Consider the following 14698-nt stretch of genomic DNA (forward strand, 5'->3'; position numbering starts at 1 on the left):
CAGGGAGGCAGGGGCCAGGGGCGGGGTGCGCCGCGGGAGCCTGGTCGCGGGCCGCGGTCGCGGGCCGTGTGCATGGGTCGCGGGTGGCCGGCGAGGGGGACGGGCCGGGGGCGGGGGAGGGGCCTGGGCGGGAACGGGGGGCAGGGACGTAGTCAGGGGCGCAGGCGCAGTCCTCTCGGTGTGGCGTGGAAACCGGCTGCCTCCAGCGCGCGGGACAGGGGTGAGGTGAGGGCTGCTCCGCCGTTGATCCGCTCCACCGTGACTGTGCCCAGCGAACCCGCCCGTGCCGCCTCTGCGAGCGCCCCGGCAGCGGCCGCCAGGGCCGGATCGTCCGGCTCGACGGGCCAGGACAGCAGGGTCTTGCCGCCGCGCTCCATGTAGAGCGCCAGCTCACCGTCGACCAGGACGACCAGCGAGCCCGCCTTACGCCCCGGCTTGTGGCCCGCGCCGGTCGGGGGTTCCGGCCAGGACAGGGCCGCGCCGTACGCGTTGGCGGGGTCGGCGGCCGCCAGGACCACCGCGCGCGGTGCCGTGGACTGCTCGGCCCGGTCGCGGGCGGTCGCGGCGGCACGCAGCCGGTCCACCGCGCCGTCCATCGCGAACTGGGCGGCGCCCAGTCCCTCGACCACGTAGCCCCGGCGGGCCTGGCCGCTGTCCTCGAACGCGGACAGGACCCGGTACGTGGCGGAGAAGCCGCCCTCGACGCCCTCGGCCGTCACGGCACCGCGGGTGACCACCCCGTGCCGGTCGAGCAGGGTGCGCGCCAGGGCGTGGGCGCGATGCGTCGGATCGGGCTCGGTGGCCGGCAGTAGGGACCAGCGGCCGCTGACGGTCGGCGGCCCGGAACGGGACGCCGGGCGCGCCGCCGCGGTGAGCGTGCCGTACCGGCCGCGCGGGACGGTGCGCTTGGCGCGGTGGGCCGTGGACCCGGCCGTACGGCCCGATCCGAGGAGCGCGCGCAGCGGCGCCAGTGTGTCGTTGGTGAGGCGCCCGGACCAGGCCAGGTCCCACACGGCGTCCGCCAGCTGAGGATCGGTGGCGTCCGGGTGGGTGGTGGCCCGGACCTGGTCGGCGATCTGCCGGAAGAACAGGCCGTAGCCGCCGGAGAGCGCCGTCAGGACCGATTCGTGGAGCGCGGTGAGCTCCAGCGGGTGCGGCGGGGGCAGCAGCAGGGGCGCCGCGTCGGCCAGGTAGAGCGAGACCCAGCCGTCCTTGCCCGGCAGGGCGCCCGCCCCCGCCCACAGCACCTCGCCGGTGGTCGTCAGCTCGTCCAGGAGGGTGGGGCCGTAACCCGTGACACGGGACGGAAGGATCAGCTTCTCCAGCGCGGAAGCGGGGACGGGGGCGCCCTGGAGCTGCTCGATCGCCCGGGCCAGTCCGTCGATGCCGCGCAGGCTGCTGCCGCCCAGGTGCTGCCACTGGGGCAGGAACGTGGCCAGCGCGGCCGGCGGGACCGGTTCCAGCTCGTGGCGCAGGGCCGCCAGAGAGCGGCGCCGCAGTCGCCGCAGCACGGCGGCGTCGCACCACTCCTGGCCGATGCCCGACGGATGGAACTCGCCCTGGACGATGCGGCCGCCTGCGGCCAGCCGGTGCAGCGCACCGTCCGTCACGGCGGTGCCGAGACCGAAACGGGCGGCTGCCCGCGCGGACGTGAACGGGCCGTGCGTGCGCGCGTACCGCGCGAGGAGGTCGCCCAGGGGGTCCTTCACCGGCTCGGTGAACGCCTCGGGGACGCCGACCGGGAGCGCGGTGCCGAGGGCGTCGCGCAACCTGCCCGCGTCCTCGACCGCCGCCCAGTGGTCGGCTCCGGCGATACGGACCCGGATGGCTCGACGCGTGTCCGCGAGGTGCCGGGGCCAGGCCGGGTCCCCGCCGCGCTCGGTCAGCTCGGCGTCGGTCAGGGGGCCGAGGACGCGCAGGAGGTCGGCGACGCCCTCCGCGTCCTTGACGCGCCGGTCGTCGGTCAGCCACTGGAGCTCCGCCTCCAGCTCCGTCAGCACCTCCGGGTCGAGCAGCTCCCGCAGCTCCGCCTGGCCGAGGAGCTCGGCGAGCAGGCGGGAGTCGAGGGAGAGCGCGGCCGCCCGCCGCTCCGCGAGGGGTGAGTCACCCTCGTACAGGAACTGGGCCACGTACCCGAAGAGGAGCGACCGGGCGAACGGCGACGGCTCGGGAGTGGTCACCTCGACCAGCCGCACCCGCCGCGCCTCGATGTCGCCCATCAGCTCCTGGAGCCCGGGAACGTCGAACACGTCCTGGAGGCACTCGCGGACCGCCTCCAGGACGATGGGGAACGAGCCGAACTCGCTCGCCACCTGGAGCAGCTGCGCGGCACGCTGCCGCTGCTGCCACAGCGGGGTCCGCCGCCCCGGGTTGCGGCGAGGCAGCAACAGGGCCCGTGCCGCGCACTCACGGAACCGGGACGCGAACAGCGCGGAGCCGCCCACCTGATCGGTGACGATCCGGTCGATCTCGCCCTTGTCGAAGGCGACGTCGGCCGCGCCGACCGGCGACTGCTCGCTGTCGTACTCCAGAGCGGGGGCCGCCGGGTCCTGGTCGAGCAGATCCAGGCCCATCAGATCGGCGTCGGGCAGGCGCAGCACGATGCCGTCGTCGGCGTGCATCACCTGGGCGTCCATGCCGTACCGCTCGGCGAGCCGGGCTCCCAGGGCCAGCGCCCACGGGGCGTGCACCTGCGCCCCGAACGGGGAGTGGACCACCACCCGCCAGTCGCCGAGCTCGTCCCGGAACCGCTCGACCAGGATCGTCCGGTCGTCCGGGACATGCCCGCACGCCGCGCGCTGCTCCTCCAGGTACGCCAGGACGTTGTCCGCCGCCCAGGCGTCCAGACCCGCCGCCACCAGCCGCAGCCGCGCGTCGTCGGGCGCGAGCGAGCCGACCTCCCGCAGGAATGCGCCCACGGCGCGACCCAGTTCGAGCGGCCGGCCCAGCTGGTCGCCCTTCCAGAACGGCAGCCGGCCCGGCACACCGGGGGCGGGCGACACCAGCACCCGGTCGCGGGTGATGTCCTCGATGCGCCAGGACGAGGTGCCGAGCGTGAACACGTCCCCGACGCGTGACTCGTACACCATCTCCTCGTCCAGCTCGCCGACCCGGCCCCCGCCCTTCTTGGGGTCCGCGCCCGCCAGGAAGACCCCGAACAGGCCGCGGTCCGGGATGGTGCCACCGGACGTCACGGCGAGTCGCTGGGCGCCAGGCCGCCCCGTGACCGTGTCCGCGACCCGGTCCCAGACCACGCGCGGGCGCAGCTCCGCGAACGCGTCCGACGGATACCGCCCGGCCAGCATGTCCAGAACGGCCGTGAACGCCGACTCCGGGAGCGCGGCGAACGGCGCCGCCCTCCGGACCACGGTCAGCAGGTCGTCGACCTGCCAGGTGTCGAGCGCCACCATCGCGACCAGCTGCTGGGCCAGGACGTCCAGCGGATTGGCGGGGATGCGCAGCGACTCGATGGATCCGCCGCGCATCCGCTCGGTCACCACCGCCGCCTGCACCAGGTCCCCTCGGTACTTGGGGAACACCACGCCCGTCGAGACGGCACCCACCTGATGCCCCGCGCGGCCCACCCGCTGGAGGCCCGAAGCCACCGACGGCGGCGACTCGACCTGTACGACCAGGTCCACCGCGCCCATGTCGATGCCCAGCTCCAGGCTGGACGTGGCCACCACGGCGGGCAGCCGGCCCGCCTTGAGGTCTTCCTCGACCAGGGCCCGCTGCTCCTTGGAGACCGAGCCGTGATGGGCCCGTGCCAGCAGCGGCGGGGCGCCGTGCGCCGCACCGGACTGCGCCATGATCTCGGCCGGAGGAGCGCCCTCCGGCAGCGCCTCGCCCGTGGCCCGCTCGTACGCGATCTCGTTCAGGCGGTTGCACAGCCGCTCCGCCAGCCGCCGCGAGTTGGCGAACACGATCGTCGACCGATGGGCCTGGACCAGGTCGGCGATCCGCTCCTCGACATGCGGCCAGATCGACGGCTTCTCGCCACCGCCGTCCCCGCCCGAGTCCGCCGCGGGCGAGCCGCCCAGCTCGCCCAGATCCTCGACGGGGACCACGACGGACAGGTCGAACTCCTTGCCCGAAGGCGGCTGGACGATCTCCACCTTCCGCTGCGGCGACAGATACCGGGCGACCTCGTCCACCGGCCGGACCGTCGCCGAAAGGCCGATACGGCGGGCGGGCCGTGGCAGCAGCTCGTCCAGCCGCTCCAGCGACACCGCCAGATGGGCGCCCCGCTTCGTACCGGCGACCGCGTGCACCTCGTCCAGGATCACCGTCTCGATGCCCGACAGGGCGTCGCGCGTCGCCGACGTCAGCATCAGGAACAGCGACTCCGGCGTGGTGATCAGGATGTCCGGCGGCCTGGTCGCCAGCGCACGCCGCTCGGCGGCCGGGGTGTCGCCCGACCGGATGCCGACCCGCACCTCGGGCTCCGGCAGCCCGAGCCGGGCCGCCTCGTGACGGATACCGGTGAGTGGGCTCCTCAGATTGCGTTCCACGTCCACAGCCAGCGCCTTCAGCGGTGACACGTACAGCACCCGGCACCGCTTCTTCGCGTCCGCGGGCGGCGGCGTGGACGCGAGCCGGTCCAGGGCGGCGAGGAACGCGGCGAGCGTCTTGCCCGAGCCGGTCGGGGCGACCACCAGCACATCAGAACCCGCGCCGATCGCCCGCCACGCCCCCTCCTGCGCGGCGGTGGGCGCGCTGAACGCCCCCGTGAACCAGCCTCGGGTCGCGGGCGAGAAGGAGTCGAGCGCAGTGCCGGCCATGTCCCCCATCGTGCACCCCGCCACTGACAACCCCTGTCCACGACATGGACGCGCAGGTCAGGAGGGATACAGCGGCGAGCACAATGGTCGGCATGGGCAGGCAGTCGGCACCGGACGCAGCCGGTGAGGTCGTGGGGGCCGCCGGGTGCGCAGCCGGGCCCACGGGAGGCACCGGGCCCGGCGGACGGCGCGACGGCGAGTGGGCCAGGCACTGGCAGTACGACGGCCTGCCGGGGCTCGAACTGCTGCGGGCCCGGTACGTCCGGCACACCTTCCCGCGCCACAGCCACGACGGCTTCGTCGTCGCCGCGGTGAACGGGGGCGTCGAGGAGATAGGGCTGCCCGGCTCCACCCTCCGGGCGGGGCACGGCAGCGTCATCATGATCAACCCGGAGGTCGCGCACACCGCACGGGCCGGCACGCCGGAAGGCTGGACGTACTCCACCCTCTACCCGTCCGCCGGGCTGATCGCCGAGATCGCCGCCGAGACGACCACTCTGCGCGGCACCGCCGCCTTCGCCGAGACGATGGTGCACGACCCGGACGCCTCGCGCCTCATCAGCGCGGTCCACCACGCGGCCGAGGAAGGCGACGGCCTCGCCGCCGACACCCTGCTGCGGACGGCCGTCGCCCAGCTGCTGCGGGACCACGGCGGCCCCCTGCCCGTCCGCGAACCCCGCACGGCCGGAGCCCGCACGGCGGCACGCGCGCGTGCCCTGCTGGAGGAGCGGATGGCGGAGCCGCCCACCCTGGAGCGGCTCGCAGGCGATCTCGGCACCAGCCCGTTCGCCCTGCTGCGCGCCTTCAAGGACGCGTACGGCATGCCCCCGCACACCTGGCTCACCGACGCGCGCGTGCGGCGTGCCAAGCGGCTGCTGGACGGCGGTGCCGCCCCCGCCGACGTGGCCGTCGCCGTCGGCTTCACCGACCAGCCGCATCTGAACCGTCACTTCGTGCGGATCGTGGGCGTGCCGCCCGGCGCGTACCGGCGCGAGCGCGCAAGAACGTACAAGACCGGCCGGCGGCCCCGTCCGTAACGTCGGGGCGTGGCAGAACAGACAGCACCAGTGGCACGGTCCTCCGCGTCCCGGACCGGGCCCGCACAGCGATCCATATCGTCCACCGCCGGCGCGGCCGAGGCGCGCGGCAGGCGAGGCGCGGGCGGCGCGGCGAAGCCCGACGGCGTGACGAAGCCCGACGGCGTGACGAAGCCCGAGGACGTGACGAAGCCCGAGGACGTGACCAAGCCCGACGGCGTCACGGAGCCCGACGGCGTGACGAAGCCCGACAGCGCCGTCGTACGGGACGCGCTCGGTGTCGGTGTCGCCGTCGGGCTCTCCGGCTTCGCCTTCGGCGTGACCTCGGTAGGCGCCGGAATGAGCCTCCTCCAGACCTGCGCCCTGAGCCTGCTCGTCTTCACGGGCGCGTCGCAGTTCGCCCTGGTCGGCGCGCTCGCGGCCGGAGGGAACCCGTTCACCGCCGCCGCGGGCGCCTTCTTCCTCGGCACCCGGAACGCGTTCTACGGGCTGCGCCTCTCGCAGCTCCTCGCCCTGCCGCGCCCCGTGCGTCCGCTCGCCGCGCACTGGGTCATCGACGAGACCGCCGCGGTCTCCCTCGCCCAGCCTTCGCGGCATGCGGCCCGGCTCGGCTTCACCGTCACGGGCCTCGCCCTCTACGTGCTGTGGAACGTCACCACCCTCCTCGGAGCCCTCGGCGCCGAGGCCGTCGGGGACACCGATGCCTGGGGCCTGGACGCCGCCGGCCCCGCCGTGTTCCTGGCCCTGCTCGCCCCCATGCTCCGTACGACGACGGAGCGTGCCGTCGCCGCACTCGCGGTTGTCCTGGGGCTCGGCTTCCTGCCGGTGCTGCCCGCCGGTGTGCCGGTCCTCGTCGCGGCACTCGCAGCGCCCCTCGTGCTGTGGGCACGCGGGCGGGAACGCCCGACGGACGTCGAGGAGGTCGAGGACGTCGGGGACGTCGGGGACGTCGGGCACACGACGGATGCCGGGGACGGCGGAAAGGGGCTGGACCGATGAACGGACCGACGACCGTCTGGATCGCGATCGGCCTGACAGCCGCCGGCTGCTACCTCCTCAAACTCGCCGGTCTGCTCGTGCCCGTCGATGCCCTGGAACGGCCGCTCGTACGGCGGCTTTCGGCGCTGCTGCCCGTCGCCCTGCTGGCCGCGCTGACCGCTCAGCAGACCTTCAGCGCGGACGGCGCGCTCGTGGTCGACGCGCGCGGTGCGGGGCTCGCTGCCGCCGCGCTGGCCCTCCTCCTGCGCGCCCCGTTCCTGGTGGTGGTCGGCGTGGCCGTGGCCGTCACGGCGGGCGTCCGCGCGCTGGGCGGCTGACGGGACGCGGACCGCGCGGTGGGGCGTCGGGGGCAGGGCCGGGGCGGTGAGGAGTGGGGCCGGGCCGGGGCGGGGGTCGGGTGTCGGCCGCGCGCTTCGGTCAGGTGAGGCGCCGACCGTGCGCCCTGAGCGTCCGCAGCGCCTCGATCGTCACGATCGGCCGCCATTCCAAGGAGGTGCCGGGAGCCCACTGGCGCCAGGTGATCGGCCAGCCGCCGTCCTGCCCCTGCTCGGCCACGAGGTGGTCCAGCGAGCGTTCCATCTCCTCGTCGGTGAACCACCTTCGGGCGAGCGAGTCCGGCACGCGCGCGTAGTCGTGCGGAAAGTGGCGCTCTCCCGGCGCGTAGCCGGGCGCCACGGGGTACGCCTCCGCGTCGTCCGGGTCCAGCACGGCCAGCCGCTGCTCGCGCACCAGGCGCCCCAGCCGGTCTGCGGTGGCCTCCGCGCGGGCCCGGTCAGGGACGCCGTCCAGGAACGCGACGGCTGCCTGGATCTCGTACGGATGCGATTTCCCAAGCGCGTCCACGGCCGCCCAGCAGAAGTCCGTGGCCCGGAACAGCCACGCGTGCCAGACCTGGTTCCGGTGCAGCAGCCCGACCACCGGGCCGGTCGCCAGCAGATCGCTCGGCGGGTCGTCCACGACCGGGATGAACGGTGCGACCGGATACCCGCGTACGGAGGGATGCAGCGCGGGAAGGGCTCCGTCCTGCGTGGACACGCCCGTCAGATACCGGCAGATCCGCTCGACCCGCAGCCCTCCGCACCGGCCGATCGAGTCGAGTACCCGCAGCGCGTGGGCGGTGTGCAGCGGCTGGCTGACCGGTCCGCGCAGATCGGGCTCCAAGGCGTGCCCGTAGCCGCCGTCCTCGGTGGCGTACGCCAGGAGCGCGGCTTCGACGGCGTCGGCGCCGCCGCCCAGGAAGTGGTAAGCGAACCGCCGCTGTTCAAGCACGCGGGCCGTCAGCCAGATGAAGTGTTCGGCGCGCGCGAGGGTAGTTCCAGCCATGTTTCGACCGTAGGGCGGAAAGGGCTTTCGGCAAGCCGCCGGGACCGGGCTGCACTCTCAGGAGCGGGATACTGGACTCATGCGGTTGACGATTTTCTGGGAACGGATGGCGGACCACTTCGGTGCGGCCTACGCCGAGTCCTTCGCCCGGGACCATGTGATGTCCGAACTGGGTGGCCGGACGGTGCACGAGGCACTGGACGCCGGCTGGGAGGCGAAGGACGTCTGGCGGGCGGTCTGCGCGGCCATGCAGGTACCCGCGGAGAACCGCTGACCCCACGGCCGCCGGCCGCGGCGGGATACGCCTGGCCGACGATCGTCCGCTCCGGCCTCCGGCCTCCGGCACGGGGCCTGTGGGCGCGACCCGTGGCCGCGGATGTGGCGCCCGTGGCGTGATCACGTCTCCTCCTCAGGGCGGAGGACCGGTTGTCGGCGCCGTACGCGACACTTGCTCCGTGGCCCCGACTGACGAGACCGAGACGACCACCACCGGGTCGCCGACCAGCGACGCGACCGCTGGCGCACCCACCGCCCCGCCTGCCGCCGCCGGCGCCGTGTCCAGGGCCCGCATGCCGCGCTGGCTGCCGCGCGCGATGGTGCTCGCCCTCGCGCTCTACGCCTGTTTCCAGCTGGGCAGCTGGGCGTTCCACCAGCTCATCGGACTGCTGATCAACATCCTGATCGCCTTCTTCCTGGCGCTGGCGGTCGAGCCCGCCGTGGGACGGATGGCGGCCCGCGGTATGCGCCGCGGCCTCGCGACGTTCCTCGTGTTCGTCGGTGTCCTGATCGTGAGCGTCGGATTCGTCGTCCTGCTCGGCTCCATGCTGGCCGGGCAGATCGTCGACATGGTCGAGGACTTCCCCAAATACCTCGACGCGCTGATCAATTGGATCAACCAGACCTTCGACACCGAGCTGTCCCGGGTAGCCGTCCAGGACAGCCTCCTGCGCTCGGACTGGCTGCGGAAGTACGTGGAGAACAGCGCGAGCGGTGTCCTGGACGTCTCCGCGACCGTACTCGGCGGCCTGTTCAAACTGCTGACGATCTTCCTGTTCTCGTTCTACTTCGCGGCCGACGGACCCCGCCTGCGGCGCGCCCTGTGCTCCGTACTGCCCCCGGCGAAGCAGGCCGAGGTGCTGCGCGCCTGGGAGATCGCCGTCGACAAGACGGGCGGCTACCTCTACTCGCGCGGGCTGATGGCGCTGATCTCGGGCGTCGCGCACTTCATCCTGCTGGAGTTCCTCGGCGTGCCGTACGCGCCCGCGCTCGCCGTCTGGGTGGGGCTGGTCTCCCAGTTCCTGCCCACCATCGGCACCTACCTGGCGGGCGCCCTGCCGATGCTGATCGCCTTCACCGTGAACCCGTGGTACGCGCTGTGGGTGCTCGGCTTCGTCGTCGTGTACCAGCAGTTCGAGAACTACGTGCTGCAGCCCAAGCTCACGGCCAGGACCGTCGACATCCACCCCGCCGTGGCGTTCGGATCGGTCGTCGCGGGCACCGCGCTGCTCGGCGCGGTCGGTGCGCTGATCGCCATCCCGGCCGTCGCGACGCTGCAGGCCTTCCTCGGTGCCTACGTGAAGCGGTACGCCGTGACGGAGGACCCGCGCGTGCACGGCCACCGCCGGCACGGCGAGATGGTCCTGGCCCGGGTGCAGCGTGCCCTGCGGACGAGCCGGGACGCGTCACCGCCGGCCGAAGGCGACCGACCCGAAGGCGACCGACCCGAAGGCGACCGAACGGCCGGTGGCGACCGAACGGCCGGTGGCGACCGAACGGCCGGTACCGACCGGCCCGACGACCACCGATCCGACGACCACCGATCCGACGGCCACCGATCCGGCGGCGACCGGCCTCGCGGCGACTGACACGCGACGCCTCAACGGCGTTCCAGCGCCACCCTGGGCAGTGCACCGCTCAGCCAGGACGGCAGCCACCAGGCGGCGCGGCCCAACAGCCGCATCACGGCGGGGACGATCAGACAGCGGATGACGACGGCGTCCAGCAGGATCGCCACCGCCAGCCCCAGCCCGAACTGCTGGAGCATCCGGTCGGGGCTGAGGACGAACATGGCGAACACCACGATCATGATCGCCGCCGCGGCCGTGATGACCTTGCCGGTCGTCGCCAGTCCCTCCCGGACGGCGCCCTGCGGGTCCTTCGTCCGTTCCCACTCCTCATGGATGCGGGACAGCAGGAACACCTCGTAGTCCATCGACAGGCCGAAGACGATCGCGAAGATCATGACCGGGATGAACGCCTCGATCGGCCCGGGCTCCACGCCGAACCAGCCGTACTGGAACACCAGCGTGATCACACCGAGCGCCGCCCCGATGCTCACGAGGTTCAGCAGCGCCGCCTTGAGCGGGATGAGCACCGACCGGAACACGAGGAGCAGCAGGAGCGCGGACAGCCCGACGACGATCGACACGAACAGCGGCATCCGGTCCGCGACCGTGGCGGCGAAGTCCTCGGTGGCCGCGGTCGGGCCGCCGACCAGCAGCTCGACGCCGGTCTCCCGCTCCAGCGGCGGCAGCACGTCGGAGCGCAGCCGGTCGACCAGTCGCCCGGTCGCCTCGGACTGCGGTGCCGAGTCCGGGAAGGCGACGAGGGTGGTGACGGTGCCGTTCTCGGCGGTGATCGGCGGTGTGACCGCCGCGATGCCCGGCGTGCCGACCAGCGACTCCCGCACGGCCGTCCCCACATCCGCACCCGTCCCCACATCCGCACCCGTGCCCGTGCCCGCCGCCGTGCCCGTGCCCGCCTCCGCGTGTGCGTCGCCGCCAGGAGCCGTACCGCCGTCGACCACCACGATCAGCGGGCCGTTGAAGCCCGGGCCGAAACCGTCGGCCAGCATGTCGTACGCCTGGCGGCTCGACTTCGACGTGGCGTCGTTGCCCGCGTCGGCGAAGCCCAGCCGCATGTCCAGCGCCGGCGCGGCGAGCGCGCCCAGGGCGACCAGGGACACGACGAGGGCCGCCCACGGCCGTCGCTGCACCCCGGCCGCCCAGCGCCGCCACGCCCGGCCCTCCACAGCCGCCGGGCCAGGGTGCTCCGTCCCGTCCATGCGGTCCGCGCCCGTCGCGGCGCCGTCCGTGCCGTTCGTCACGCTGCCCGCACCCCTTGCGGCCCTGCGGGACACCTGGCGGGCGATGCGCGGCCCCACGACGCCCAGCAGCGCCGGGAGCAGGGTCAGCGAGGCCGCCATGGTCACCAGGACCGTCAGCGCCACGGCCAGCGCCACGCCCTGGAGCGAGCCGAGCCCGAGGGCCACCAGCCCCATCAGCGCGATGATCACCGTGCAGCCGGCGAAGAAGACCGTGCGGCCCGCCGCGTCGAGCGCGACGCGGGTGGCCTGCTCGGGCCCGGCGCCGCGCAGCAGCTCTCCCCGGTACCGGGAGAAGATCAGCAGGGCGTAGTCGATGCCGACGCCCAGGCCCACGAGCATCATCACCGGCGGGGTGAAGTCGGCGACATCAGCCAAGTGCGAGGCGAGGGCGATCAGACCGATCGAGCCGCCCACCGCGAACACGGCGGTGACCACGGGAAGGCTCGCGGCGACCACGGACCCGAAAAGGAAGACCAGGATCACCAGCGCACCGAGCAGGCCCGCGCCTTCCGCCGCACCGCCGCCGCTCTCCTCCGCCCCGCGCGCGGCCTCGCCGCCCACGGCCGTCGTCAGGCCGTCGCCCGCGGCGGCGCGCACGGTGTCGATGACCTTCCGTACGTCCTCCTTGGGCACGTTCTCCGCGGCCCCGTCGAGGGTCACGGTGGCGTATCCGACGGTGCCGTCCCGCGAGATCGCCGCCCGGTCCTCGTACGGGCTGAGTACGCCGGTCACCCCGGGCAGTCCCGACACGGAGGCGAGCAGGTTCTCGACCCGTTCCCTGGTGCCCTTCTCGCGTACGCCCCCGGAGTCCTCGGTCGCCACCACGATCTGCGCGGTGGCGTCCCCCTGCCGCGAACCGTGCTGTTCCAGCACCGTGCGGGCCTGCTGGGAGTCCGTCCCCGGCAGGGAGAAGTCGTTGTGATAGGCGCTGCCCACGGTGGTGGACGCGGCGGTGATGCCCGCGACGAGAACCACCCAGAGGAGCAGCGCACGCCACCGGTGCCGGTAGGAGAAGACGGCGAGACGTTCGAAGACGCTGCCGCGACGGATGCCGTCGCGTTCGGTGCTGGTGCTGGTGCTGGTGCTGGTGCCGGTGTTGCTGTCGCTGTCCGCTGTCGCGGTCATGATGGGGCCTCCCGAGAGGTCGGTGACGGTGGTGGTGGCCGAGTGGAACGGCCTGGTCAGAGGTAGGACGGGCGCGTGACTCGGTGCCGGAACGTGTGCCAGCTCCAGACTTGGGCGGCGACGAGCAGCGGGGTGACCGCCAGCAGCGCGGGTACGAGCAGGCCGAGCGTGGCGCCGTCCGCCGCCGAATCGGCCAGCGGCAGGGACAGGCCCGCCACCAGGGGGAGCGCGGCCATGAGGACGCCCGTCAGCGCGAACGACCGCCAGGACCCGGTCCGGCCGACGAGCAGCCGCGCCCGTTCGTACGGCGGGCCGGTCAGCCTGGCGGAGGCGAACCCGAGCCCGTGCGCGGCGAACAGCGCGGCGACGGCGGCGGCCGTGAGCAGCGCGCCCGCCCCGCCCGCGGGACGTCCCGGCGCGCCGGAGAACAGCGCGGCCAGCAGCCAGCCCCAGGCGAGCGCCACGGTCCAGCTCCCGCAGACGACCGCGCCGTCGCACAGCAGGCGCCGTACCCGGCCCGCTCCCGCGCGCAGCCACAGCCCCATGTCCCGCACGATCCATCCGGTGAGCAGGGGCACCACGACCACGAGCTGCGCGCTCAGCAGCTCACCCTCCAGGTCGGGGAAGCAGCCGACGAGCAGCCCGGCGGCGGCCACCAGCCACACCTCGTTGCCGAGGAAGAACGGCGCGAACGACGTGATGACCAGGCGCCGCTCACGGTCCGTACGTCCCAGGTACGGCATGAGCATCCCGGTGCCTATGTCCGCCCCGGCGAGTACGAAGTAGCCGGCGGCGAAGAAGCCGAGCAGGGCGATGGCGAGGGTTTCCACGACGACTCCTCAACAGCTTGGACAGCCTCGACGGCCTCAGTAGCGGGGGACGGGCAGCGCGTCGGCGTCCGTCTCGGCGTCGCCGCCGTGCCGGGGGTGGTCGTCGGGCCCGGCGCGGTCGTCGTGGCCGAGCCCCGCGTCGACCGGTCCCCGGCGGGCATGGCGTACCAGGAGCCAGCCGTTGACGACGGCGAGTACGGCGAACAGCGAGGTGAACACGGCCAGGGACAGGCGCATCGCGCCGGGCGAGACGGTGGAGACGGCGTCCTCGGTCTTCAGCAGCCCGTACACCACCCAGGGCTGGCGGCCCGCCTCCCGGAAGACCCAACCGCTGATCATCGCGAGGTAGGGCAGAGGTACGGCCGCGATCAGCGCCAGGTGCCAGAGCCGGAAGCGGAAGACGGCCTTCTTGAAGAAGGCCAGGACGAAACCGGCGAACGTGAAGTACATCATCAGCGCGAACGCGAGCAGCATGATCAGCGCGCTGCCCCGGGTCCACGCCTCGGACGGCACGTAGTCCCCGGGACCGAAGCGCGCCGCCATCTCCGCCTGGAGGCGGGCGATCTCGTCGGTCCGCCCGCCGAAGACGGCGGACTTCATGGGCTGGAGGTCCTTCAGCGCGCCGAGCTGGAGACCCCCGAAGACCGCCGTGACCATCAGCGCGGGGAACGAGACGAACACACCGATGCGCAGACTGCGGCCGAAGAACTCCCACTCGGGCGAACGGCGGAACAGGTGGTACGCGCTCACGGCCGCCATGAAGGACCCCGCTGTCAGCAGGGCCCCGCCCAGGATGTGCCCGAACGCCAGCAGGGCGGCGGGATTCGTGAGCACGGCGACCGGATCGTCGAGGACGAGCTCACCCTCCGAGACGCGGTGCCCCACGGGATTGTTCAGGAAGCCGTTGGAGACGAGGATCCAGTACGCCGAGAGGTACGCGGTCAGGGTGACGATCCAGATCATGGCGAGATGAACCCAGCGGTTGAAGCGGTTCCAACCGAAGATCCACAACCCCAGGAACGTCGACTCCACGAAGAAGGCGACGATCGTCTCGACCGCGAGCGACGCCCCGAGGACATCGCCCGCGTAGTGCGTCAGCCCGCTCCAGCTCAGCCCGAACTGGAACTCCATCACGATGCCGGTGACGATCCCGACCGCGTAGTTGACCACGTACAGCTGGCCCCAGAAGCGCACCATGCGCGCGTCGAGCGGCCGCCGCCCCACGGTCGCCACCGTCTGGACGCAGGCGACGAGGGGCGCCAGGCCCAGGGTCAGGGCGACGAAGAGGAAGTGTCCGCCGGCGGTCAGGGCGAACTGCAACCGCGCGAGATCGAGGACTTCTGCGTTCACGCCGATCAGCGTCGGCGTACGACTACGGGCGGGGCGTCCGCCGCCGGTCGTCAGTCGCCGTACACCTCTGGTTGCGGGTCCCCACGCGCGCGTACACCCCGAGTTGCGCCACGCACCGGTACACCGCGGACCGCGCCACCCGCGCGG

At 73.4% G+C, this 14698-nt stretch carries 10 protein-coding genes; 5 read left to right on the top strand and 5 right to left on the bottom strand.

What is annotated here, in order from left to right; translation table 11 throughout:
- Positions 1-152 precede the first annotated feature (152 nt).
- The gene (locus tag ACGF5U_RS24585; protein ID WP_392713242.1) at positions 153-4781 is read right to left on the bottom strand and encodes an ATP-dependent helicase; all 4629 of its coding nucleotides are present in this window, start codon (positions 4779-4781) and stop codon (positions 153-155) included.
- Between the two features lie 92 nt (positions 4782-4873).
- On the opposite strand from ACGF5U_RS24585, the gene ACGF5U_RS24590 reads away from it, so the two are divergent.
- The 3 genes from ACGF5U_RS24590 to ACGF5U_RS24600 all read left to right on the top strand — a co-directional run bounded on the left by ACGF5U_RS24590 (position 4874) and on the right by ACGF5U_RS24600 (position 7134).
- Positions 4874-5818 carry an AraC family transcriptional regulator gene (locus tag ACGF5U_RS24590; RefSeq protein WP_392713243.1) on the top strand — a complete coding sequence of 315 codons (945 nt, stop codon included), beginning with the start codon at positions 4874-4876 and terminating at the stop codon, positions 5816-5818.
- A 201-nt stretch (positions 5819-6019) separates the two neighbouring features.
- On the top strand, positions 6020-6817 hold the full coding sequence (locus ACGF5U_RS24595) for an AzlC family ABC transporter permease (RefSeq protein ID WP_392713707.1): 798 nt from the start codon (positions 6020-6022) through the stop codon (positions 6815-6817).
- Positions 6814-7134, top strand: coding sequence for an AzlD domain-containing protein (locus ACGF5U_RS24600; protein WP_392713244.1), 321 nt, complete (start codon positions 6814-6816; stop codon positions 7132-7134). The genes ACGF5U_RS24595 and ACGF5U_RS24600 overlap by 4 nt, the downstream gene beginning before the upstream one ends.
- Positions 7135-7234: 100 nt before the next feature.
- On the opposite strand, the gene ACGF5U_RS24605 is transcribed toward ACGF5U_RS24600, so the two are convergent.
- Positions 7235-8140 carry a hypothetical protein gene (locus tag ACGF5U_RS24605; protein ID WP_392713245.1) on the bottom strand — a complete coding sequence of 302 codons (906 nt, stop codon included), beginning with the start codon at positions 8138-8140 and terminating at the stop codon, positions 7235-7237.
- A gap of 79 nt (positions 8141-8219) precedes the next feature.
- Here ACGF5U_RS24605 and ACGF5U_RS24610 point away from each other — a divergent pair, with 79 nt between their 5' ends.
- Positions 8220-8414: a DUF3046 domain-containing protein gene (locus ACGF5U_RS24610; protein ID WP_392713246.1), complete on the top strand. Its 195-nt coding sequence runs from the start codon at positions 8220-8222 to the stop codon at positions 8412-8414.
- Between the two features lie 295 nt (positions 8415-8709).
- Positions 8710-10005, top strand: coding sequence for an AI-2E family transporter (locus ACGF5U_RS24615; protein WP_392713708.1), 1296 nt, complete (start codon positions 8710-8712; stop codon positions 10003-10005).
- Positions 10006-10016: 11 nt separating this feature from the next.
- Here the strand turns inward: ACGF5U_RS24615 and ACGF5U_RS24620 are convergent, their stop codons facing one another.
- The 3 genes from ACGF5U_RS24620 to ACGF5U_RS24630 are packed head-to-tail and all read right to left on the bottom strand — an operon-like array spanning position 10017 to position 14551.
- Positions 10017-12371, bottom strand: a complete 2355-nt coding sequence (locus tag ACGF5U_RS24620) for an MMPL family transporter (protein WP_392713247.1) — start codon at positions 12369-12371, stop codon at positions 10017-10019.
- Between the two features lie 56 nt (positions 12372-12427).
- Entirely contained in the window at positions 12428-13201 is a 774-nt protein-coding gene (locus tag ACGF5U_RS24625; RefSeq protein WP_392713248.1) for a cytochrome d ubiquinol oxidase subunit II, read from the bottom strand.
- 36 nt (positions 13202-13237) lie between these two features.
- Entirely contained in the window at positions 13238-14551 is a 1314-nt protein-coding gene (locus tag ACGF5U_RS24630) for a cytochrome ubiquinol oxidase subunit I (protein WP_392713250.1), read from the bottom strand.
- Between the last annotated feature and the right edge of the window lie 147 nt (positions 14552-14698).

It is taken from the genome of Streptomyces sp. NPDC047886 (genome assembly GCF_043204435.1).
Taxonomy (GTDB): domain Bacteria; phylum Actinomycetota; class Actinomycetes; order Streptomycetales; family Streptomycetaceae; genus Streptomyces.